Below are 22716 nucleotides of genomic sequence, written 5' to 3'. Positions count from 1 at the left end.
GCTCCTCCCAGCCCATGGGAAACGACGCGGAAAACTCTAACCCAAAGCGATCCAGTTCTAAGGGCTCAGATCACACCATTCGGACCAGGGCAGCCAGTATGCCAGCGAGCCGTTCCAGAAGCTCATGGCCGACAATGGCGTCACCTACTCGATCAGCCGCTCCGGCAATGTCTGGGACAATGCCGCGATGGAGAGCCTGTTCTCCTCGCTCAAAACCGAGCGGATCAGAGGCAGGGTTTACCGGACACGCGACGGTGCTCGTGCCGACGTGTTCGATTACATCGAGCGCTTCTACAATGCCGTTCGCAGGCACTCGACCATCGGCTAAATCAGCCCGGTCGAGTTCGAAAAGAAGGGGGACCAGCCTAACCCACTGTCCTCAGAACCGGGCAGCAGGCCACACGTGCATCAGCTTCTTCCCAATGCGGCGATATCGTGCCTGTCGCCCGGCATGCGTGCAGCCTCGGCAAAGATGGCTTTGACGATCGCACGCTCGCGTTCGCTCTTCAGGCAGGCGATGTAGTCGGTGGTCGTGAGCTCGTCGTTCTCGATCGGGATGGCGCGGACGCGGCTGGAGGCCAGAGCCTCCAGTTCCCAGACGATCCCACAGCCGAGCCCGACCGCGACAGCCTCGACGAGCGCCTCACGGCTGCCCAGCTCCAGCACCTTGCGCGCCTTGACGCCATACCGGGCGAGAGCGGCATCGACGAGCGGCTGCGTGGTGGAGCCGTCCTCACGGCCGATCATCGCCTCGCCCTCCAGCTCCGTGAGGGAGACGACCTTCCGGCCGGCCAGCCTGTGATCATGCGACGTGATCAGCAGGCCACGATGGATCCAGAGCGGCACCGCATGCACGCGTGGATGGTCGGCGATCAGCGGCAGGATGCCGACATCAACATGGCGATCGAGCAGACGCTGCCGCACGACCTGCGTGTTGCCCATCGAGACGGAGAGCCGCACCTGGGGGTGCCGCGCCAGGAACTGGGCAAAGAGGCCCATCACGATATGGGGGCCGTCGACAGCCAGCCGGAGCTCGCCGCGCTGGACGTCGCTCGATGTCGCAAGCGTGTCATCGATCATCTCTTCGAGACTGGCGAGCTGCCGGGACAAGGTGAACAGCCTTTCGCCCGCCTCCGTCAGCTTCACGCCGCGCCCGTCACGATGCAGCAGCTTCAGGCCGTGGCGCGCTTCGAGCGACTTCACCTGCAGCGTCAGGGCGGGCTGCGTCAGGCTCAGGACATCCGCAGCCCGCGAGAAACTGCCTTCGCGTGCCACCGCGTCGAATGCCCGAATCTGCGTATAGATCATATGTCCGTCCCGGATATTAGATTTTCTTGATAGCCTCTCATCATTTCTAATTTGGCTTATAGCGGTAATGTCAACATCATTCCGACATGCTTGCTTCAGACCTCGCCCAGCTTCACTCCCAGCTCGACAAAGCGCTTGCCGCAGCGCGGGCGCAACACAACCGCAGCGTCCGGTACCTGGCGGATTTCGTCTCGACCCCGTCGCTGACGGGGGAGGAAGGTCCGGGCCAAAACCACATGCGCGCATTGTTGCGGAAGGCGGGAGCCGACATCCACGACGCGGAGCCCGACGTGGAGGCCATGTTCGCCGCGCATCCGGACGTCGCGCAGTACCCAACCCATTGGCAGCACGACCTCATCCTGCCCTATGCCGAGTTGCCGACCTTCGCGGCGCTTCAGGCCAGCGGCCTCGAAACGGTGCTGAACTATGATGGCCGCCCGAATCTGGTCGGCACCTGGCGCGGCGAAGGCGGCGGTCGCTCGCTGATCCTGAACGGGCATGTCGACACGGTCACGATCGAGCCGCGCGCCGGCTGGACCCGCGATCCCTTCGGCGCCGAGATCGCGGATGGCCTGATGTATGGCCGCGGCACCTCGGACATGAAGGGCGGCGTGATGGCGGCGCTGATGGCCATCACCTATCTGCGCGAGGCCGGCATCCGCCTGCGCGGCGATGTCAGCCTGCAATGCGTCGTCAACGAGGAGCATGCCGGCAACGGCACGCTCGACCTTGTCCGGCGCGGCTTCCGGGCCGATGCGGCCGTGGTCCTGGAGCCGACCAGCAACACGATCGCGATCTCGCATCCCGGCGGGCTCTATTGGCAGGTCTCACTGATCGGCGTGCCGCGCTCTCCCGGCGCGCGCTGGAACGGCACCGAACTCGAAGGTCTTGGCGCCATTGACGCGCTCCCTCCCGTCATCGACGCGCTGCTCGCATTGGAGGCACGCTATAATGCCGGCACACCCCAGGGCCAGAAAATGCCTTTCGCCCTGACGATCGGGCGGGTCTCGGGCGGGCACTACGAGACCGCCACCGCGGCGGAGGCTCAGCTCAAGGGCGGCGCCTATTTCGCCCCCTCGCTCGGCAACGTGACGGAGGTGATGGCCGCGTTCCGCGAGGCGATCGCGCAAGCCAATTGCAGTGACCCGCGTCTCCTGCGCCATCCCGCCAAGCTCGAATTCCTGCATCATGACGATGCGACCGCTCAGTCGAGCGATCTCGAGGTCGCGCGGGTGATGGGCGCGGTGCTGGCCGGTCGTGGCGGCGATGGCACTCCCTATCAGGGGCATTTCTGCTGCGACATGCGCCATCTGGTGAACCAAGGCGGCATTCCCAGCATCGTCTTCGGTCCGGGCAGCATCGCCCAGGCGCACAAGCCCGACGAATACATTCCGATTGCGGACTACGAAGCCGCCATCGAGCATCTCATTGTTTTCATTGCAGAATGGTGTGGCATCGCCTGAGATCCTGCGACCCGGCCAGCACCGCCAGACGAGAGGCTCCGAGCATGAACTCCAAGACCCTCAAGACCCTCACGGCCATGCTTCTGGCGGCTCCGGCGATGGCCCTGTACGCGGGCGCAGCCCAGGCACAGGCTTGCCCCAAGACCGGAGGCACGCTGACCTACGCCTACAGCCTGGAGCCGAGCGCGCTGTCCACGATCGCGACCTCCGCCGTTCCCGTTGCGCTGGTGGCGACGAAGATTTTCGAGGGCCTACTCAACTATGACGGGCCATCGCTTGAACCCAAGCCCGGCCTCGCGGAGTCCTGGACGGTCTCCGAGGACAGGAAGACCTACACCTTCAAGCTCCGCCCCAACGTGAAATGGCATGACGGCAAGCCCTTCACCGCCGAGGACGTGAAGTTCTCGGTCGAGAAGATCGTCAAGCCCTATCATTCGCGCGGCCACGTCTATTTCGGCGATCTGGAGGGCGTCGCCACACCGGACCCGCTCACCGTCGTCTTCACGCTGAAGCGTCCGGTCCCCTTCTTCATGAACGTGTTCCAGGCCGGCGAAACCCCGATCCTGCCGGCTCATGCCTTCGCCGGCATCGACATGGGCACGGCCGCGGCCGTCCGCGGCGCGGAGGTGATGCAGAAGCCGATCGGCACGGGCCCGTTCCGCTTCAAGGAGTGGCAGAAGGGCAGCCATATCGCGCTCGAACGGAACAAGGACTATTGGCGCACCGGCTTCCCCTGCCTCGACGGCGTTATCGTGCGCATGATCCCGGACGGCGCCGCTCGCGCTATCGCTGTCGAGACCGGCGAGGTCGATCTCGCCCCGATGAGCGGGCTGCCCGAAGCGGAGGTGCAGCGCCTCTCCGCATCGCCGAAGCTCGAAGCCTCGCAGGCGGGCAGCGAGGCGCTCGGCCCCAATCTCTGGCTTGAGCTGAACCTGCGCGAGAAGCCGCTGCAGGACCTCAAGGTCCGCCAGGCGATCAGCATGGGGCTCAATCGCGAGCGCATCGCCGAGGTGATCTGGTACGGCCAGGGCAAGCCGGCCCGAGGCCCCATCGTCAGCGCCAGCGCCTTCTTCAACACATCGCTGCCGCAATACGAGTACAGCCCCGCCAAGGCCGTCAAATTGCTGGATGAGGCGGGCTACCCGAAGGGCGCCGGCAATGTCCGCTTCAAGCTCAGCCAGAACTTCCTGCCCTATGGCGAGAACTATGTCCGCCTCGCCGAATATATCCGTCAGGAGCTCGGCAAGATCGGCATCCAGGTCGAGACGCGCAGCGCCGATCTCGGCGGCTGGCTGAAGACGATCTACACCGACTGGAACTTCAACCTCACCAGCACCTTCTCGCACAACTACTCGGACCCCTCGATCGGCGTCGAGCGCACCTTCGGGACGGGCTTCATCAAGAAGGGGGCGACCTTCACCAACTCGATGGGCTACAGCAACCCGAAGGTCGACGCGCTTTTCGCCAAGTCCGCGCACGAGACGGACCCGGCCGCCCGGCGCAAGCAGTTCGACGAGCTCCAGAAGATCCTGCACGACGAGCTGCCGGTCATCTTCCTGATGGAACCCGCCTACACGCATGTCTGGAACAAGAAGGTCCACGGCCTGATCACCAACGGCATTTCGATGTACTCGCCCTGGGACGCGGTCTGGAAAGACTGACGCTGGATTGGGGACGGGAGGGCGCGATGAAATCCTTGTTGTTCATTGGCAAGCGCGCCGCCATCGTCATTCCGAGCGTGCTGGGCATCGCCGTTCTCAACTTCGCCCTGCTGCACATGGCGCCTGGCGACGCGGCGGACATCATCGCCGCGCAATCGGGTGGGGCGACGACGGAATTCGTCGCGGAACTGCGCCGCTCCTTCGGGCTCGACCGCCCGCTCTGGCAGCAGTTCTTCATCTATCTCGGCAAGCTCCTGACATTCGACCTCGGCGTGTCGCATGTGCAGCAGCGGCCGGTCCTGTCCCTGATCGCGGAACTCGCCCCGGCAACCGTGCTGCTGATGATGACCGCCATCCTCGTCGCGACTTTGCTCGGCATGCTGTTCGGGACGATCGCCGCGATGCGGCACCGAAAATGGCTGGACAGCATCATCTCGGTGCTGGCGCTGCTGGCCTATGCCACGCCGCAATTCTGGCTCGGCCTCATGCTGATCGTGTTCTTCTCGGTAACGCTGGGCATCCTTCCCTCGGGCGGCATGATGACGATCGGGCAGGATATCTCCTGGCCGCTGCGCGTGTTCGACGTCGCCCGTCACCTCGTCCTGCCCGCGGTGACGCTCGGGCTCTTCTACGTTGCGCTCTACACCCGCCTGATGCGAGCCTCGATGCTGGAGGTCTACACCTACGACTTCGTCACCACGGCCCGCGCCAAGGGCGTGTCGGAAACGCGGGTCGGCTTCGTCCACGCGGCCGCCAACGCGCTTCTCCCCGTCGTGACCATGGCGGGCGTGCAGATCGGACACATGCTCGGCGGCTCTATCCTGGTCGAGACGGTGTTCGGCTGGCCGGGCCTCGGGCGCCTACTCTTCGATGCGCTCCAGCAGCGCGACCTGAACCTGCTGCTCGGCATCCTGTTCATCTCGTCGATCCTGGTCGTTGCCGCGAACCTCGTCGTCGACCTTCTCTATGGCGTGCTCGATCCGAGGATGGCGAAATGAGCGCTCTCGCGGAATTCTGGCGGCGCTTCAGCCTCAACGTGGCCGCCGTGGTCGGCCTCGTCTTCCTCCTGCTGATCGTGGCCGCGGCGATCTTCGGCCCGGCGCTCTACCCGGTCGACCCCTATGACATGATCGGCCGGCCCGCGCAGCCGCCCTCGGCCCGCTTCCCGCTCGGCACCGACGTCTCGGGCCGGGACATCCTGGCCGGGCTGATCGGCGGAGCCCGCGTCTCGCTGCTGATCGGCCTCGTCGCCAGCCTGGGAGCGACGGTGCTCGGCGTCGCCGTCGGCGCGCTTGCCGGCTATCGCGGCGGCTGGATCGATGCCGTGCTGATGCGATTGACCGATTTCTTCCTGACCATCCCCTCGTTCGTGCTCGCAGTCGTGATCATCGCCATCTTCGGCCCGTCGATCGTCACCGTCACGGCCGCAATCGCCGTCGTCTCATGGCCGCCGGTCGCCCGCCTTGCGCGCGCCGAGTTCATGTCCCAGCGCGACCGCGAATATGTCCAGGCCTGCCGGGCGCTGGGCATGTCGGGCCTCGAAATCGCGACGCGCCAGATCATGCCGAACGCGCTTCCGCCCGTCATCGTCGTCTCCAGCCTCCTCGTCGCGACGGCGATCCTGACGGAATCGGGGCTTTCCTTCCTCGGCTTGGCCGACCCCGATCTGATCTCCTGGGGCTACATGATCGGCGTCGGCCGCACCGTCCTGCGCACGGCCTGGTGGATGCCGGCGATTCCCGGCCTCGCGATCCTGATCACCGTGCTGTGCATCAACCTCGTCGGGGAAGGCCTCAACGACGCCCTCAATCCGAGGCTCCGGCAACGATGACGCATCCCGCCGCCCGCCCTGTCCTCGCCGTCGAGGATCTCAGCGTCACGTTCCCGACGAGCCACGGCGCCGTGAAGGCCGTCTCCGGCCTGTCCTTCACGCTGTCGGCCGGCGAGACCCTGGCGATCGTCGGGGAATCGGGCTGCGGCAAGAGCACGGCCGCGATGTCGATCCTCGGCCTCCTCGCCATGCGCAGCCGCTGCCATGTGAGCGGCCGCGTCCTGCTCGAAGGGAGGGACCTCATGTCCCTGTCGCAGCAGGCGATGCGGGGGGTGCGCGGCGGCGGCATCGGCATGATCTTCCAGGACCCGATGATGGCGCTCAACCCGGTCTTCACGATCGGCTGGCAGATCGCCGAGTCGCTGCGGCTGCATCGCGGCCTCCCTGCCGGTGCCGCGCGCCGGCGGGCGATCGAATTGCTGGATCTCGTCGGCATACCATCTCCGGCCGAGCGCTATGACCAGTATCCGCACAACCTCTCCGGCGGCATGCGGCAGCGCGTCATGATTGCCATAGCCCTGGCCTGCGAGCCGAAAGTGCTGATCGCGGACGAGCCGACGACCGCGCTCGACGTCACTATCCAGGCGCAGGTCCTGAAGCTGATCGAACGGCTCAAGACCGAACTCGGCATGGCCGTGCTGCTGATCACCCACGATCTCGGCGTGGTCTGGGAGGTCGCGGATCGCGTCGCCGTCATGTATGCCGGCCGCAAGGTCGAGGAAGCGCCCGTCACCGATCTGTTCCGGGCGCCGGCACATCCCTATTCGCAAGGCCTTCTCAGGGCGGCCCACTGGCAGGACGATGCCTCCGGGCGGCTGCCGGAGATCGGCGGCACCGTCCCCTCGCCTGTGAAGATGCCGAAAGGGTGCAGCTTCGCGCCGCGCTGCCATCGCGCCATGGCCGATTGCACTCTGGCGCCTCCCGGCCTGGTCGGCGGCGGGCGTCAGGTCGCCTGCCATCATCCGGAGCCCGCAGTCGCATGAACGAGCCGGATAACAGCGGTGGCGCGATCCTCGAAGCGCGCAATCTCGTCAAGGAATACCGGGTCGGATCGGCCTTAGGCGGCGGACGGACGGTCTTCGCGCTGAGCGGCGTCGATCTCGCGGTCAAGCCGGGCGAGACGCTGGCCGTGGTCGGCGAATCCGGCTGCGGCAAGTCGACCCTCGCCCGCTGCCTGACAGGCCTGCACGAGCCGACCTCAGGGCGTGTCCTGCTGGACGGGGCGGACGCCCAGGCCTTGTTGAGCAACGATCCCGGGCGGCTCCGGCGCGCGGTGCAGATCGTCTTCCAGGACCCTTATGCCAGCCTCAACCCGCGCCGCACGATCGGCCAGTCGATCGGCGACGGCCTGCGGCTGCACAAGCTCTGCGCACGCAGCGAGCGTCGTGCCCGTGTCAGCGAACTCCTCAGCCGCGTCGGATTGTCGGATGATTATATCGACCGCTACCCGCACGAGTTATCGGGCGGCCAGCGCCAGCGTGTCGCCATTGCCCGCGCGCTCGCGGTCTCGCCGCGACTCATCGTCTGCGACGAGCCCGTTTCCGCCCTCGACGTCTCGGTCCAGGCCCAGATCATCAACCTGCTGAACGACCTTCAGGAGCAATCCGGGGTCGCCTATATCTTCATCTCGCACAACCTCGCGCTGGTGCGGCATATCTCCGACCGGATCGCGGTGATGTATCTCGGCCAGGTCGTCGAGATCGGCGACGCGGCCGCCCTCGGGCAGACCCTTGTCCACCCGTATAGCCGCGCCCTGTTCGGCGCCTCTCCCGAAATCGGCCGCGACCGCAACGCCGCGCGTGCCAAGCCGCTCGAAGGCGACGTGCCGAGCCCGCTCGATCCGCCCACCGGGTGCCGCTTCCACACACGCTGCCCCTTTTCGCAAGAGCGCTGCACGAAGGAAGTGCCGCTTCTGCGCGACGCCGCCGGCCGCGAAGTGCGTTGCCATCGCGCCGAGGAGATGACAGGGGTGCAGTTCGCAGCCTGACTGGGAAACTCGCGCCGTAATTGTTGCTAGGGATCGAAACGCGCGCGAAATCGGGCATTCCCCGAGCAGATTGTCAAAGTCCGCTTCCCGGACAAGCTCCAATGTCTGCTCGTGGCGCGCCTCAGAACAACCGCCGCAAGTGATTCATGACGCTAGATCGAACATTGTCGATGTGAGCTCGCATCGCATCCTGCGCACGCGTCACGTCCCGCGCAAAAATAGCATCGATGATCTCCAGATGCTCGTGCACCCCCGGCTCAAAACGCTCGGGCAGCCGCCCCATGTCGAAGATTTTGGTCTTCTTGCGGAGATCGTCGATCATCTCTGCCAGCAGGCGGGATCCCGCAAGACCTGCAATGATTTGGTGAAGTCGATCATCGACGGCCACATGCTCTTCGGGCGTAGGCTCGTAGCCATCGCGAAATTCGGCGATGCGAGCGGCGATCGCACGGAGTTCCGCAGAGCCGCCCGTTTCGGCGGCTCGTCCGGCCGCCTCGACTTCGAGTAGTCGCCTGACATGCAGGATTTCGATGAAGTCGTCGGTAGAGAGACGGCGCACGACCGGAGTTAGCCCGGCGGTACGCAAGACCAGCCCTTCCATCATCAGGCGCATCGTAGCTTCCCGCACTGGCGTGCGCGAAACCCCAAGACGCTCGGCGAGCTTCTTTTCCTGCAGCGAGGCGCCCGCCGGCAATTCACCATTGAGGATCATGTCGCGCAGCCGCTCATAGGTCGAGTGGCCGAGTGTCGAGATCGAAGCTTGGTCGGCGGTCAATGCGGGGATCCCTTCATTCCTGGATTTGAGCTGCCGCATTTCCTCGCCGGACGCAACGGGTGCCCGCCCAACGGTCACGGGCAATCTTGCACCGGAAGCCGCATTGAAAGGGTTCACGTCACGCCATCCCATGTGTATACCATCGGTATGTTGAAGTCACGTAGGGCGTCGCTGCTGCAGGTCGAGGGAGATGGGCTTGGCTGATCTGATTGTAACGGGCGGCGTGGTCATCAGCATGGATGGTTCAAGACGCATCATCGATGACGGAGCCGTCGCGATCGTCGAGGACCGCATCGTCGATGTCGGCCCGAGCGAAGAGATCGGCAATCGGCATAGCGCTCGACGCGTGATCGATGCCCGGCGGAAGGCGATCATGCCCGGCTTGATCGACGGTCACGCCCATGCCGGCCACGGGTTGATCAAAACGATGGGCGGCGGCCGCAGCGACCTCTGGTACGACGCTTGCGAGCAGGCTTACACGGTGGGCTCGTCCGAAGCGTTTTGGCATGCCGAGGCCCAGCTTGCGGCCGTAGAGCGGCTTCGCTTCGGCGTGACGACCGGTGTATCCCTGCTCGGCGGCGGCGATAGCATCATGCGCACGGACGATCCCGCCTATGCGGCGGCTCATTGCGAGGGAGTCGGCGAGGTCGGGACGCGCTCCATCGTCGCGATCGGCCCGACGCGGCCGCCGCACCCGCGAACCTATGCACGCTGGGACGGTGACCGGCGCAGCGACACCAAGGTCGATTTCGATCGCCAGATGCGGACCTGCCGGGATGTCATCGCGCGCTGGCACGGGGCGCTCGGCAACCGCATCCGCATCGCCATGCTGACGCCGACATTGCGCGACGAGCATATCGATGGCCTCGATCCCGTCATGCTTGAAGAAGCGAGGCGGCAGACGCTTGCCGCCCGCGCCCTGTCCCGTGAGACAGGGACGCTCTTCACGCAGGATGGTCACACGCGAAACAGCGTCGCCTATGCCCATGCGATGGGACTGCTTGGGCCCGATGCGCTGCTCTCGCATGCGACGAACCTGACGGAGCGCGAGATCGCTATTTGCGCCGAAACGGACACCCGGATCGCGCATAATCCGAGCGCAGTGGCCTCTATCCTTGGCCGCTGCCCGGCGACGGAGCTGCTCGACGCAGGCGTCACGGTCTGCCTCGGCTCGGATGCAACGGCGCCCGACCGCTCGGCCGACATGTTCCGCCACATCCAGCAATGCATGCACTATCACCGCACGCATTTCCGCGACCCTGCCGTCCTCCCGCCTGGGCGCGTGCTCGAAATGACGACGATCGACGGGGCCCGCGCGCTCGGGCTGGAGGCCGAGATCGGATCGCTGGAGCCCGGCAAGAAGGCCGATATCATCTTGGTCGACCTGGCACGGCCGCACATGGCGCCGATGAATATGCCCGCCTTCCGCGTCACCTGCTTCGCCAACGGCAACGACGTCGACACGGTGATCGTCGACGGCCGCGTCCTTATGGAGGACCGCCGCGTGCTGAGCGTCGCGGAGGATGCCGTGATCGCGGCGGCACAGCGCGAATGCGAGCGGATGCTGGAGCGCACCGGGCTGAGCCACCTGCTCGCGATGCCGGAAGACTTCTTCGGCCATACCCGCGCGAGCGGCGTCCACTGACCGCCCGGTACCGGAGACAGCGATGACAGACATCCAATACGACACCGTCATTCGCAACGGCACGATCGCCACCGCGACCGACGTCTTCAAGGCCGATCTGGCGATATCCGGCGAGAAGATCGCGGCCATCGGCTCCAACCTGCCTGCCGGGCGGCGCGAGATCGATGCCGCGGGCCTGCTCGTGCTGCCCGGGGGTGTCGACGCCCACTGCCATATCGAGCAGTTGTCGGGCGGCGGCCTGATGAACGCCGACACTTTCGAGACTGCGACGCGCTCAGCCGCCTTCGGCGGTACGACCACGGTCGTCTCATTCGCGGCGCAACACCGCGGTGCCAACCTCGTGACGGTCGTCGAGGATTATGCGGCGCTGGCGCGAAGAGGGGCGATCATCGACTACGCCTTCCACCTGATGGTCGCCAACCCGGACGAGCAGACCATCGCGCTCGATCTGCCCGCCCTGATCAGGGCCGGCCATCGCTCGGTCAAGGTCTTCATGACCTACGACGCGGTGCAGGTGAACGACCAGCAACTGCTCGACGTGATGGCGGCCGCGCGAGCCGAGGGCGCCCTGATCTGCGTCCACGCGGAGAATCACGGCCTGCTGAAATGGATGGGCGACAGGCTCGTCGCCCGAGGCTACGTCGCGCCGAAATTCCACGCGGTAAGCCATCCGCGCGCGGCGGAGGTCGAGGCCTTCCACCGCCTGATCGCCTTTTCCGAACTGCTCGACCAGCCGATCGTGATCTTCCACGTCTCGACGGCGGAGGGCGCGGCTGTGATCCGCGAGGCGCGCGGTCGCGGCGTCAAGATCTTCGCCGAGACCTGCCCCCACTACCTGCTGATGACGGCTCAAGACCTCGATCGCCCCGGACTCGAGGGCGCGAAATGGATTTGCTCGCCGCCGCAGCGCACGCAAGCGGATCAGGAAGCGCTCTGGCGGGCGCTGGCACTCGGCGATCTGCAGATCCTGTCCTCCGATCATGCACCCTACCGCTTCGACGCCAGCGGCAAGCTCAGCGCCGGCGACAATCCCAGCTTCAAGCAGATCGCCAACGGCATGCCGGGCCTTGAGATGCGCCTGCCCTTGCTGTTCGACGCGATGGTCTCGCAAGGCCGGATGGGGTTGTCGAAATTCGTCGAACTCACCGCGACTGCTCCCGCCCGCATCTACGACCTGCCCGGCAAGGGCTCGCTGGCGATCGGGGCGGATGCCGACATCGCCATCTGGGACCCCGAGCGCCGCGTCGAGCTCGCCGACGAGCTGCACGACAACGCCGGCTACAACCCGTTCGCCGGCCGCACCGTCACCGGCTGGCCCGGCACCGTCCTCAGGCGCGGCGAAATCATCGTTGCCGAAGGCGCTCTCAACGCCCGGCCGGGCTCCGGCCGGCTCCTCCTGCGCCAGGCTGGCGAAGCGACCAAGCCGACCAGCCGGCTCTCTCCCGAATTCGATCCCGCGCGCAATTTCGGCGCCGATCTCTACTGAGGCTGAGGAAAGCTCCGCATGAGCCGCACGATCTTCGTCATCAATCCGAACTCCTCGGAGTCGGTGACCGATGCCATCAATAGGGCTGTGGCGCCGCTACGCACTCCAGAGGGTCCGCAGATCGCCTGCCTGACATTGCCGGAGGGCCCCGCCGGCATCCAGAGCCAGCGTGATGTGGATGGGGTCATCAGCCCCCTCCTGAAGCGAGCGAGAGACCTCGAAGATGAGGCTGCGGCGTTCGTCATCGCCTGCTTCAGTGATCCAGGCTTGCACGCGCTGCGCGAGCAGAGCCGGCACCCGGTCTTCGGCATCGCGGAAGCTGGCGTCCTGACCGCGCTCACTCTCGGCCAGCGCTTCGGCGTCATTGCGATCCTGCCGACCTCCATTCCCCGCCACCTGCGCTATTTCGGCGCGATGGGCGTGATGGCGCGCTTCGCGGGCGACCTGTCGATCGGCCTGGGCGTGACCGAGCTCGCCGACGAGGCGCGCACCTATGAGCGCATGGCGGCGACCGGCCGGTCCCTGCGGGACAGCCATGGCGCGGACGTCATCGTCATGGGCTGCGCGGGCATGGCGCGCTATCGCGCCCGCCTCCAGGCCGAACTCGGCATCCCGGTCGTCGAGCCGACGCAGGCCGCGACAGCGATGGCGCTCGGCCGCGTGCTCCTCGCCGATCTCTGATTTTACTCTCTGCTCGAAAGAACACGGCCCATGCCACACATCAGCGAAACTGCGTCCGGCGTGTATGTCATCGCAGTCACCCCGTTCACCGACCAGGGCGCAATTGATTCCGCCAGCCTGGATTCGATGGTCGATTTCTATCTGGACAAGGGCGCGACGGGTTTGACGCTGCTCGGTATGATGGGCGAGGCACCCAAGCTCACCGCGGCCGAATCTCTGGCCATCGTGAAGCAGGTGCTGGGTCGGGTCTCGGGCCGGGTCCCTGTCGTGGTCGGCGTTTCCGCTCCGGGCTTCGCGCCTTTGAAGGAATTGAGCGACCAGGTCATGGATGCTGGCGCTTCGGGCGTCATGATCGCTCCTCCCTCCTCACTGAGAACGGACGACCAGATCTACGCCTATTTCGAGACGGCCGCCGCGATGCTCGGCGATATCCCGTTCGTCCTGCAGGACTACCCGCTGGCGACGGGCGTGCAGATCTCGGCCTCGGTGATCCTGCGCGTCGTTCGCAATCTCCCAAGCTGCGTCATGCTCAAGCACGAAGACTGGCCGGGCCTCAACAAGATCGGCGCGCTGCGCGCGGCGAGCGATCGCGGCGAGACCCGCCGCATTTCCATTCTGTGCGGCAATGGCGGCGTGTTCCTGCCCGAGGAGCTGAGCCGCGGCGCCGATGGCGCGATGACCGGCTTCGCCTATCCCGAGATGATGGTCGATGTCTGCAAGGCCCATGCGGCGGGCGATGTCGAGCGGGCACACGATCTGTTCGATGCCTATCTGCCGCTGGCCCGCTACGAACTCCAGCCTGGGCTCGGCCTGCAGATCAGGAAGCACATCCTGGCAAAGCGCGGGGTCATCGCCTCGGCGGCGCTGCGCGCGCCGGCCGGCCGGCTCTCGACGAGCGATATCGGCGACATCGAGCGCTTGATCGAGCGTCAGGAGCGCCGCCTGGCGGCTCTGGCGTAGCACGAAGAGCGTCAACGAGCCGCTCTGGGGCAAGGCTCAGAGCGGCGGTAGCCCGCGGACGTCGAGGACGCCGTCGCTGCGCATCCGCCAGCCGGGATGGGCGCCGCGCAGGCCGATCACCCGACGATGGTTATAGAGATAGAGCCAAGGCGGGTCCTGCTGCAGCAGGCGGTAGCACTGGCGATAAACCGCTTCGCGCGCCTCAGGTGAGACCGTCGCGCGCGCCTCGTCGATCAGCCGCTCGACAGCGGGGTTGGCGTAGCCTTCCCACCACGCGCCGCGGACGCGCGAATCGATCTTCTCGTGCAGAACGCGGAAGACGCTCATCGGGCTCGAATCGAAGACGCAGAGGTCGTGGATCGCCTTGAGCCGGACCTGATTGGCGTAATGCACCCGGTCGGGTTCGACATGGCGTTCGAAGCGCACGTTCAGCTCCATCAACTGCGCCTCCACCGCATCGGCTAGCACCTGCGCCTCGTCCGGCAAACGTGTCGGGCAATAGAGCTGAAGCGTGAGGCCGTCGCCATGGCCAGCCTCGGTAAGGAGCCTTCGCGCCTTGGCGATATCCCGCCGAAAAGCGAGCGCATCAGTATCGGCGCCGTAATGCACGGGGCTGACGAAGCCGTGCAGGGGCTGGCCCGCGCCGCCGAGCACCTCGCGGACCAGCGCCTCCCGGTCGATAGCGAGGTTGAGCGCAAGCCGGACGCGAGGGTCGCGCGCGGGTCCTTCGGCGGCGTTGAACATCATGATCAGCGCCGTCGGCGACAGAAAGTCATGCGTGGTGAAGCCGGGCGCGGCGAGCTCCGACAGTGCCGAGCGCGGCAGGCCGTTGGCGACATCGGCGGAGCCTGTCCGCAGCGCCTCGGCGCGCGCCGGCGCCGTCTCGCCCTTGATCCACGCGATCCGCTCGAAGCGGGGGGCTCCGTCGAAATGGTTCGGGTTGGCAACGGCTTCGATCCGCTCGCCAGGGACATAGCGCTCAAGCCTGTAGGGACCGGTTCCGACCGCCCGCTTCGCGAGGTCGTCTCCAGCCGCCTCGACGGCGGCCGGCGAGACGATGTGTCCGTAGGACAGGATGTCGAAGAGGTCCGCGAGCGGCTGAGCCAGCGTCAGCGTGATCTCGTGGCTGGCGATGACCTCGACCATCATCCCCGCAAGATACTGCGCGTAGACGCCCGGCGCGCCGAGCGTCGCGCCCATGTCCGGGCGCGCCATCCTCAGCAACGCGTAACGCACCGCGTTCGCGTCGCAAGGCTCGCCATCATGGAAGACGACGCCCTCGCGCAGGCGGAAGGTGAACTGCCGCGCATCCTCCGACACCGACCACTGCGTCGCGAGCGAGGGACCGTAACCACCGCCTGGCACGCGCCGTACCAGCGTGTCGAACAACGCGCCGAAAACGGTGAGGACGTCATTGGAGTCCGTGCAGGCATGGGGATCGTCAAGGGTGATCCGGGGCTGGCTGATCGTAACCGTTGTCATGGATGGGTATCCGTCGAGGTGGCGAGCGCCGTAGCGTCATGGAGATGGCAGGCGACGGACTGCCCGCCTGGTTGCGACCGCAGGACAGGGCGCTCGCGCGTGCAGCGGTCGAAGGCCAGCGGGCAGCGGGTGCGAAAGCAGCAGCCCGAGGGCAGGTCGAGCGCGCTCGGCACCTCACCCTTGATCTCATCGGCGGCGGCTGCGAGCGGCTCTCCGAGTACGGGGGCGGCTGCGAGCAACGCGCGCGTATAGGGGTGTTTCGGGCTCTCGAAGATCGCCTCGGTCGGACCGGTCTCCACCATGAAGCCGAGATACATCACCCCGATCCGGTCGCTGATGTGACGGACCACTGAAAGATCGTGCGTGATAAAGAGATAGGAGAAGCCGAACTCGTCCTTGAGATCCATCATGAGATTGAGGATCTGAGCCTGGATAGAAACATCGAGCGCCGAGACCGGCTCATCCGCGATGATGAGCTTGGGTTCAACCGACAGCGCACGCGCGATCCCTATGCGTTGGCGCTGACCACCGGAGAACTGGTGCGGATAGCGATCGGCATGTTCGGGGCCGAGGCCCACCTTGGCCAGCAGCGCGAGCGCTTTCTCTTGCACATCGTGCACCTTGCCCGGCGCGTTCTCGAGATAGGGCTCCATCACGATGTCGCGGACGCGCTGGCGGGGGTTCAGCGAAGCGTAGGGGTCCTGGAAGATCATCTGCATCTTGCTGCGGATTGGCTGCATGAGAGCAAACCCGTGGCGGGTGATGTCTTCGCCGTCGAGCAGGATGGAGCCGGCCGTCGGCTCGTGCAGCTTGATAACGGTCTTGGCGAGCGTCGACTTCCCGCAGCCGCTCTCGCCGACGATGCCGAGCACCTCACCGCGCTCGATCGACAGGCTCACCCCGTTGACGGCGTGTACAATGCGCCGAGGCGCCGTGATACGGCCGTTGCGCAGGCGCAGGCGTTCGAAGAAGCCGCCGCTCGCGTCGAAGCGCTGTTCGAGATTACTGACCTGCAGCAGCGGCGCCATCAGAGTTTCGCTTCCAGCGGGAAATGACAGGCGGTGGCTTGGCCCGGCGCGAACTCGGTCAGCACCGGCTCGACCTCGCGGCATAGAGGTTGAGCCGCCGGGCAGCGCGGGGCAAAGGCGCAGCCGGGCGGCAGCTTTCGGATGTTCGGCACCGAGCCGGGAATCTGGTGTAAACGGCGCCGCGAGCGGTCGTCATGCGGGATCGAGTCAAGCAGTCCGCGCGTGTAATGATGGGCAGGGCTGCGGATCAACCGCGCTGTCGAGCCCCGTTCGACGATGCGTCCGCAATAAAGGACAACCATTTTATCGGCCATCTGCGAAACGGCCGCCAGATCGTGGGTGATCAGGATCAGCGAGGCAGAGGTCTGCTCGACCTGCCGCTTCATCAACCGCAGCAATTGCGCCTGGATGGTCACGTCGAGCGCCGTCGTCGGCTCGTCGGCGATCAGCAGGCGGGGGCCGGCGATCATCGCGATCGCGATGACGACGCGCTGGCGCATTCCGCCCGAGAACTGGTGCGGATAGTTGTTCAGCCGTTCCTCAGGCTGGGAAATGCCGACCTCGCGCAGCATTTCGATGCAGCGGGCTCGTCGCGCCGCCGCCGGCAGATCGGTGTGCAGGCGTAGCATTTCCTCCAGCTGGTTGCCGACCGTGTAGAGCGGATTGAGCGCCGTCATCGGATCCTGGAAGATCATGCCGATGCGCTTGCCCCGAATATTACGCATGCCGCCTTCGTCGAGCCGAACCAGATCCTGCCCTTCGAAACGGATCTCGCCGGCCTCGATGCGGCCCGGCGGGTCGATCAGCCCCATGATCGAGAAGCCGATCATGGATTTGCCGCCGCCGGATTCTCCGACGAGACCGAGTATCTCGCCTGTTGCCAGGTCGAAATCGACGCCGTCGACCGCCTTCACCACTCCGCCGAAGGTGTGGAAGTACGTCTTCAAGCCGCGGACGGAGAGCAGCGGCACAGTCTCGGCGGTTTGGATCGCGCCGGTTTGGAGCGGGGACGGGATCATTTGAGCCGCGGGTTCAGCTCGTCGCGCAGGAAGTCGCCGAGCAGGTTGATGCCGAAGACGATCAGCATGATGAACAGCCCCGGGAACACCGAGATCCACCACAGGCCGGAAAAGAGGACGTCGAAGCCGTTTTTGATGAGCAGGCCGAGCGATGGCTCCGTGATCGGCACGCCGACGCCGAGGAAGGACAGCGATGCCTCGATCAGGATGAAGGTGCCGACCTGGATGGTCGCTACCACGATCAACGGGGTCAGCACGTTGGGCAGGGCATGGCGCAGGATGATCTTGCGGTTCGGAAGGCCCGACACCCGCGCCGCCTGGACATACTCCTTCTGCGTTTCCCGGAGCGTCGAGCCGCGCACGATGCGCGCATAGACGACCCAGCCCACCGAAATGAGCGCGATCAGCACCTTGTCGACGCCGGTTCCGAATGCCGACATCAGGAACAGCGCGGTCAGCACGGATGGAAAGGACAGCTGGATATCGGCGATGCGCATGATCAGGCTGTCGAGCCTGCCGCCATAGAAGCCGGCGAGAAGACCGAGCGTGGTGCCGAGCAGGCACGAACCCAGCATCGCCGCGACCCCGATGAACAGCGAGATGCGGCTGCCGTAGACGATGCTGGCGAGCACGTCGCGGCCCTGTCCGTCGGTGCCCAGCAGATATTGCGACGTCCCGCCCTCCAGCCAGACCGGCGGCTTGAAGGAATCCATCAGTTCGAGCTGGGCAACGTCATAAGGGTCCTGCGCGACGAGCCACGGGCCCAGCGCGATCATGACCGCGAACATCACAACGATCGCGCTGCCGAGGATGGCGGAACTGTTATGGCGGAAGTTGTGGAAGAACTCCGAGGCTGCAAAGCGGGAGATGGACGACGAGAAGGCATTCATCGGCGGCGCTTCACTTGATCTTGATGCGCGGATCGATGAGCGCATAAAGCATGTCCACGACGAAGTTCACGACGACGAACATGAAGGCTACGAACATCAGGTAGACGACGATCACCGGTCGGTCGCCGCGATAGATCGAGTCGACCAGGAGTTTGCCGATCCCGGGCCAGGCGAAGATCGTCTCGGTCAGCGTCGCGAAAGCGATGAGATCGCCCAGCATCAGACCGAATACGGTGACAAGCGGGATCAGCGCGTTCTTGAGCCCGTGCTTGAACAGCACGCCCCGCCGATCCGTGCCCTTCGCGCGGGCGAACTTGATGTAGTCCTGCTTCATCACCTCCATCATCTCGGCGCGGATGATGCGCATCAGGATGGCGAGCGTGCCGACCGAGAGCGTCAGCGCCGGCAGGATGAGGTGGCGCAAGCCTTCCCAGCTCAGGAAACTGACCCGCATGCCGAGCCATTCCTGCGTCGGACCGCGCCCCGAGGAAGGAAAGAGCTGGAGCTTCACCGCGAAGACGAAGATCAGAACCATGCCGAGCCAGAAGCCCGGCAGCGAGATACCGACGAGCGAGCCCGCCATCACGGCGCGGCTTCCCGCGCGCTGCGGGTTGGCACCGGCGTAGACGCCGAGCGGAATCGCCAGCACGAGCGCGATCGCCATGGCGAGCGCAACGATCTCGAGCGTCGCTGGCAGGCGCTCGAGGATGAGCTGCATCGCCGGCTGCCGGAACACGAACGAGCGGCCAAAATCACCTTGCGTCAGGCTCGACAGGAAGCGCCAATACTGGACGAGATGGCTGTCATCGAGCCCGAGCAGTCTTCGAGCCTGCTCGATCTGCTCCTCGGTCGCGTCGAGCGGGACCATCATGTACGTCGGATCGCCCGTGAAGCTCATCATCACGAAGACGAGCACGGATACGGCCCAGAGGACCACGATCATCTGGATCAATCGCTTGAGCAGATAGCCTAGCACGAGGGCAAACTTTCAGGCGTGACGTGTCATGGGCGCGGGCGCCATAAGGGGCCGGCCTTGCCAGGCCGGCCGGGCTATTTTCGAAGCCGGGAACAGCCGTCAGCTGACATCCATCTCGTAGGCCCAGATGAACTTGTCCATGCGCGGCACGACCTTGATGCCTTTCTTTGCCGCGTAGATGTCCTGCTCGTAATGGAGCGGGATCATCGGGATCTCGCGGGTTGCAACCTTGGTCGCCTCCTGCAGGAAACCGTTACGCTGCTTGATATCCGCGGTGGCGTCCGCCTTGTCGATCCAGCCGTCGAACTCCTCGTTGCTGAACGCTCCGCGGTTGGCCTGGCCGAAGCCGGGCTTCTTGCCGCGGCTGTACAGCAGCGTCGAATACATGTTGCCCGCATCGCCCGAGGGCGTATCCCAACCGCTCATGATGAAGCTCGACTTGTCGGACGGCACGCGGATGTACCCGAAGAAGTTCGACCGCGGCATCAGGTTGAGGTTCAGCTTGACGTTGATCCGCGCGAGCATCCCGGCCAGCGCCTGCGCGATCGCGCCGTCGTTGACATAGCGGTTGTTGGTGGTGTCGAGGGTCATGGAGAACCCCTTCTCGAACCCGGCTTCCTTCATCAGCGCCCGGGCCTTCTCCAGGTCGAACGGGTAGGTCTTCCGGAAATCGAGCCCTGGCACATATCCCAGGTGCGAGGACGGGACGTATTGCTCGCTCGGCGTGGCGAAGCCGTTCATCACGACGGTCTTTATGGCCTCGATATTGATGGCACGCACCAACGCCTCGCGCACGCGCCGGTCACGCATCGGATTGCTCGGCAGGTCGATCGTCGGCGACTTTTCGCGCGTGTCGATCGCGATCACCATATTGAGCAGACTTGGCCGCGTGATCACCTCGAAGGCCGGATTCGCCTTGACGCTCGCCACGTCGCGCACCGCCAGGTCCTGGATGACGTCGACACCGCCGGTGAGAAGCGCGGCGGTGCGCGTCGCCGGGTTGGTGATCGGCTTGAAGGTGACCTTGTCGATCTTCGGCTTGCCGCGCCAGTAGTCGGCATGCGCGGCCAGCACGATGCGGTCTTCCTTGACCCATTCGGCGAGCTTGTAAGGTCCCGTGCCCATGGGCTTCAGGCCCATCTGCTCGTCGCCTATGGCCTTGGTGTATTTCTCGCTGACGATCAGCACCTCGGCCAGCGCCATGTGCAGCACGGCGTAGGGCTTGGGCGTCTTGATCTCGACCGTGTAGTCGTCGATCGCGCGGGAGGACGCGATATTGGCGACGAGGTTCGACATCAGCGCCTTCTTCAGGCGCTCGAAGGTGTAGATGACGTCGGAGGCCTTGAGCTCGTCGCCGTTGTGAAACTTGACGCCCTTGCGGAGCTTGAACACCCAGGTCGTGTCGTCCACTACCTGCCAGCTTTCGGCCAGGCCCGGTTCGAAGCCCAGCTCCGGCGTGCGTGCCACCAGCGGGTCGTAGAAGTGGTAGAACATGATGTTGCCGGTCAGCTCGTTGGCGGCATGCGGGTCGAGGATCACCGCATCCGCCGTCAGGGCGATGGTGAGAGCCTTCTCCTGAGCCCGCGCAACGCCGGAAAACGCGACACCACCGAGCAGCGCCAGACCGAGCGCTCCTCGGCGGGAAAATTCCGTAAGGCCGCTTCTGATCATTTGATCGCTCCCTCGCCTTTTCCGCTTCTGATTGGCACTCCGCGCGTTCAGGCGAGCGCCGACTGGATCTCGATCTGGTAGCCTTCGGGGTCGTTGAAGACGAAGGCGCGGATCTTGAGCTCTGCACTGCTCCGCGGCTCGCGCAGTCCGGCGGGGCCGATGTCGCGGATATAGGCGTACCAGGCGTCGACATCGGCGACGCGGATGCAGATCTGCACTGGCTTGATATCGTTGGCCCGGTGGCTACCGCGGCTTTCGTCGACGAGGCCGACATAGCCATTCGGTGTAACGCGGTAGATTTTCGACCAGCCCTGATCGATCTCAAGTGTCAGCCCGATCACGTCCTCATAGAAGCGCATCGCGGTTGAGAGGTCGCGGTAATAGAGGAAAGTGATCAACTTTTCGGTTGCCGCATGGGCGGGCCGCATGGGTGCACTCATTGCATCAACCCTCTCTACCGTTCCCCTGCGCGCCCATTACACGGCACGTATCGTCGCCGGGAGCGTCTTGTTATTCCAACGGTATACCAAACGTATTTCATGTCAAGCAAGGGCGGCCGTTGTGACGATCAGCGCACCGCGTCGAGATCGTCCGCAAGGCGATCACCGCTCCGGCCCGCCAGATCGTCGAGAATGCCGGCGGCGATGGCGCGGTCGTGGTCGGCAAGCTGCTGGAGTCGCAGGACTATGCCTGGGGCTACGACGCCCAGACCGGCGAATGCCGCGATCTGGTCAAGGCCGGCATCATTGACCCGACCAAGGTCATGCGCACGGCGATCCAGGATGCGGCGTCGGTCGCGGCCTGCTGATCACCACCGAGGCGATGATCGCCGAGGCGCACCAAAACTTGGTCTGGCCGCTCTTACGCGCATCGCTCGCCTCACGGCAGGCAGCGCCGTTTTTGCCCGTTCCGGACACTCCGATGTCCGCTCTCAGAAGGCTTCGACAGGCTCCTCAGGCGCCAAACCGCATTTCCGGCTGGCCTTTGATCCCGAGATCGTAGATCGCGAACAGGCTGCCGCGCAGCACGCCGTCACCGGGGAAGCGCGGCAGCGGCGGCTTGGCCATCGAGGTCACGAACAGGATGTCGAGGTTCGGCCCGCCGAACATCACGCTCGTCACCTTCTTGACCGGCATGTCGATGATCCGGTCCACGCTGCCGTCCGGCGCGTAGCGCACCAGCCGTCCGTCATAGACCAGCGCGTTCCAGAGGAAGCCCTCGGCATCGACGGTCGAGCCGTCCGCGGCGCCGCCCTTCGAGGTGTCGACCTTGGCGAAGACGCGGCGGTTCGTCGCCGCGCCCGTATCGAGATCGTAGTCATAGGCCCAGATCTCGCCGGACCAGGTGTCCTGGAAATAGAAGGTCTTCCCGTCCGGGCTCCAGCACGGGCCGTTCGAGCAGACAATGCGGGTGTCGAGCCTCGTCACCTTGAAATCGGTCGAGAGGCTGTAGAGCGCGCCGTTGGCGCCTTCCTCCTGCGTATCCATCGAGCCGGCGACGAAGCGGCCGCGCTTGTCGACCTTGCCGTCGTTCAGCCGGTTGCTGGGCTGGTCGGGTTCCGGATCATGAATCAGCGTGACCTCGCCGGACGTGAAGTCGAGCGCATGGAAGCCGCGCTGCAGCGAGACGATGGCGCCTTGCCCGTCCTTGCGAAGCGCCATCGAGCCGATCTTCTGCGGCACATCCCATGCGCGCACCTCGCGTCCATCGACGGTCGCGCGAAACACCCGGCCGTCGAAGGAATCGATCCAGTAGAGCCGCTCCTGCTCCACGTCCCAGAGCGGGCCCTCTCCGAGCGTCGTCTTGACGTCGACCAGCACTTCGATGCGCATGCTATCCTCCCTGTCGGTGTC

The 22716-nt window shown here is 65.3% G+C and carries 20 protein-coding genes and 2 pseudogenes; 12 read left to right on the top strand and 10 right to left on the bottom strand.

Going from position 1 to position 22716, the window contains the following annotated elements:
* Positions 1 to 73 precede the first annotated feature (73 nt).
* Positions 74 to 328 (top strand): annotated as a pseudogene (locus tag ACFJGT_RS02205) (IS3 family transposase); the annotation flags it as partial.
* An 80-nt stretch (positions 329 to 408) separates the two neighbouring features.
* On the opposite strand, the gene ACFJGT_RS02200 reads toward ACFJGT_RS02205, so the two are convergent.
* Complete coding sequence (locus ACFJGT_RS02200) at positions 409 to 1308, bottom strand: LysR substrate-binding domain-containing protein (RefSeq protein WP_377845415.1); 900 nt, start codon at positions 1306 to 1308, stop codon at positions 409 to 411.
* Between the two features lie 86 nt (positions 1309 to 1394).
* Here ACFJGT_RS02200 and ACFJGT_RS02195 point away from each other — a divergent pair, with 86 nt between their 5' ends.
* The 6 genes from ACFJGT_RS02195 to ACFJGT_RS02170 are packed head-to-tail and all read left to right on the top strand — an operon-like array spanning position 1395 to position 8250.
* Positions 1395 to 2771 (top strand): M20/M25/M40 family metallo-hydrolase, encoded by a 1377-nt coding sequence (locus ACFJGT_RS02195; RefSeq protein WP_377845413.1) that lies wholly within the window; start codon positions 1395 to 1397, stop codon positions 2769 to 2771.
* Between the two features lie 44 nt (positions 2772 to 2815).
* Positions 2816 to 4432 carry an ABC transporter substrate-binding protein gene (locus tag ACFJGT_RS02190; protein ID WP_377845411.1) on the top strand — a complete coding sequence of 539 codons (1617 nt, stop codon included), beginning with the start codon at positions 2816 to 2818 and terminating at the stop codon, positions 4430 to 4432.
* 26 nt (positions 4433 to 4458) lie between these two features.
* Positions 4459 to 5430, top strand: a complete 972-nt coding sequence (locus ACFJGT_RS02185; protein ID WP_377845408.1) for an ABC transporter permease — start codon at positions 4459 to 4461, stop codon at positions 5428 to 5430.
* Positions 5427 to 6263, top strand: coding sequence for an ABC transporter permease (locus tag ACFJGT_RS02180; RefSeq protein ID WP_377845406.1), 837 nt, complete (start codon positions 5427 to 5429; stop codon positions 6261 to 6263). The genes ACFJGT_RS02185 and ACFJGT_RS02180 overlap by 4 nt, the downstream gene beginning before the upstream one ends.
* A complete protein-coding gene (locus ACFJGT_RS02175) occupies positions 6260 to 7246 on the top strand; it encodes an ABC transporter ATP-binding protein (RefSeq protein ID WP_377845404.1) in 987 nt (328 codons plus the stop codon). The genes ACFJGT_RS02180 and ACFJGT_RS02175 overlap by 4 nt, the downstream gene beginning before the upstream one ends.
* Positions 7243 to 8250 carry an ABC transporter ATP-binding protein gene (locus ACFJGT_RS02170; protein ID WP_377845401.1) on the top strand — a complete coding sequence of 336 codons (1008 nt, stop codon included), beginning with the start codon at positions 7243 to 7245 and terminating at the stop codon, positions 8248 to 8250. The genes ACFJGT_RS02175 and ACFJGT_RS02170 overlap by 4 nt, the downstream gene beginning before the upstream one ends.
* Before the next feature lie 121 nt (positions 8251 to 8371).
* Here ACFJGT_RS02170 and ACFJGT_RS02165 read toward each other — a convergent pair whose 3' ends face one another.
* Positions 8372 to 9142, bottom strand: a complete 771-nt coding sequence (locus ACFJGT_RS02165; protein WP_377845399.1) for a GntR family transcriptional regulator — start codon at positions 9140 to 9142, stop codon at positions 8372 to 8374.
* A 73-nt stretch (positions 9143 to 9215) separates the two neighbouring features.
* Here ACFJGT_RS02165 and ACFJGT_RS02160 point away from each other — a divergent pair, with 73 nt between their 5' ends.
* Genes ACFJGT_RS02160 through ACFJGT_RS02145 form a run of 4 tightly spaced genes read left to right on the top strand, consistent with a single transcriptional unit; the run spans position 9216 to position 13797 of the window.
* The gene (locus tag ACFJGT_RS02160) at positions 9216 to 10670 is read left to right on the top strand and encodes an amidohydrolase family protein (RefSeq protein WP_377845397.1); all 1455 of its coding nucleotides are present in this window, start codon (positions 9216 to 9218) and stop codon (positions 10668 to 10670) included.
* A gap of 22 nt (positions 10671 to 10692) precedes the next feature.
* Complete coding sequence (gene hydA / locus ACFJGT_RS02155) at positions 10693 to 12156, top strand: dihydropyrimidinase (protein ID WP_377845394.1); 1464 nt, start codon at positions 10693 to 10695, stop codon at positions 12154 to 12156.
* An 18-nt stretch (positions 12157 to 12174) separates the two neighbouring features.
* The gene (locus tag ACFJGT_RS02150) at positions 12175 to 12837 is read left to right on the top strand and encodes an aspartate/glutamate racemase family protein (protein ID WP_377845392.1); all 663 of its coding nucleotides are present in this window, start codon (positions 12175 to 12177) and stop codon (positions 12835 to 12837) included.
* A 30-nt stretch (positions 12838 to 12867) separates the two neighbouring features.
* Positions 12868 to 13797, top strand: a complete 930-nt coding sequence (locus ACFJGT_RS02145) for a dihydrodipicolinate synthase family protein (protein ID WP_377845390.1) — start codon at positions 12868 to 12870, stop codon at positions 13795 to 13797.
* Positions 13798 to 13833: 36 nt separating this feature from the next.
* On the opposite strand, the gene ACFJGT_RS02140 is transcribed toward ACFJGT_RS02145, so the two are convergent.
* The 7 genes from ACFJGT_RS02140 to ACFJGT_RS02110 all read right to left on the bottom strand — a co-directional run bounded on the left by ACFJGT_RS02140 (position 13834) and on the right by ACFJGT_RS02110 (position 21261).
* Positions 13834 to 15279, bottom strand: a complete 1446-nt coding sequence (locus tag ACFJGT_RS02140; RefSeq protein WP_377845388.1) for an ABC transporter substrate-binding protein — start codon at positions 15277 to 15279, stop codon at positions 13834 to 13836.
* Positions 15276 to 16310, bottom strand: a complete 1035-nt coding sequence (locus ACFJGT_RS02135) for an ABC transporter ATP-binding protein (RefSeq protein ID WP_377848899.1) — start codon at positions 16308 to 16310, stop codon at positions 15276 to 15278. The genes ACFJGT_RS02140 and ACFJGT_RS02135 overlap by 4 nt, the downstream gene beginning before the upstream one ends.
* Positions 16307 to 17278 carry an ABC transporter ATP-binding protein gene (locus ACFJGT_RS02130; RefSeq protein ID WP_377845386.1) on the bottom strand — a complete coding sequence of 324 codons (972 nt, stop codon included), beginning with the start codon at positions 17276 to 17278 and terminating at the stop codon, positions 16307 to 16309. Before ACFJGT_RS02130 ends, ACFJGT_RS02135 begins: the two co-directional genes overlap by 4 nt.
* Before the next feature lie 44 nt (positions 17279 to 17322).
* A complete protein-coding gene (locus ACFJGT_RS02125; protein WP_377845384.1) occupies positions 17323 to 18216 on the bottom strand; it encodes an ABC transporter permease in 894 nt (297 codons plus the stop codon).
* A gap of 10 nt (positions 18217 to 18226) precedes the next feature.
* Positions 18227 to 19192 (bottom strand): ABC transporter permease, encoded by a 966-nt coding sequence (locus ACFJGT_RS02120; RefSeq protein WP_377845381.1) that lies wholly within the window; start codon positions 19190 to 19192, stop codon positions 18227 to 18229.
* Positions 19193 to 19291: 99 nt separating this feature from the next.
* On the bottom strand, positions 19292 to 20863 hold the full coding sequence (locus ACFJGT_RS02115) for an ABC transporter substrate-binding protein (RefSeq protein WP_377845379.1): 1572 nt from the start codon (positions 20861 to 20863) through the stop codon (positions 19292 to 19294).
* Between the two features lie 47 nt (positions 20864 to 20910).
* A complete protein-coding gene (locus ACFJGT_RS02110) occupies positions 20911 to 21261 on the bottom strand; it encodes a VOC family protein (RefSeq protein ID WP_377845377.1) in 351 nt (116 codons plus the stop codon).
* 182 nt (positions 21262 to 21443) lie between these two features.
* On the opposite strand from ACFJGT_RS02110, the pseudogene ACFJGT_RS02105 reads away from it, so the two are divergent.
* Positions 21444 to 21697 (top strand): annotated as a pseudogene (locus tag ACFJGT_RS02105) (TCP-1/cpn60 chaperonin family protein); the annotation flags it as partial.
* Between the two features lie 119 nt (positions 21698 to 21816).
* On the opposite strand, the gene ACFJGT_RS02100 reads toward ACFJGT_RS02105, so the two are convergent.
* Entirely contained in the window at positions 21817 to 22695 is an 879-nt protein-coding gene (locus tag ACFJGT_RS02100) for an SMP-30/gluconolactonase/LRE family protein (RefSeq protein ID WP_377845375.1), read from the bottom strand.
* Positions 22696 to 22716: the final 21 nt, after the last annotated feature.

The organism is Allobosea sp. UC22_33, from assembly GCF_042700715.1.
GTDB lineage: Bacteria > Pseudomonadota > Alphaproteobacteria > Rhizobiales > Beijerinckiaceae > Allobosea.
This window is presented reverse-complemented; position numbering and strand designations above follow the sequence as displayed.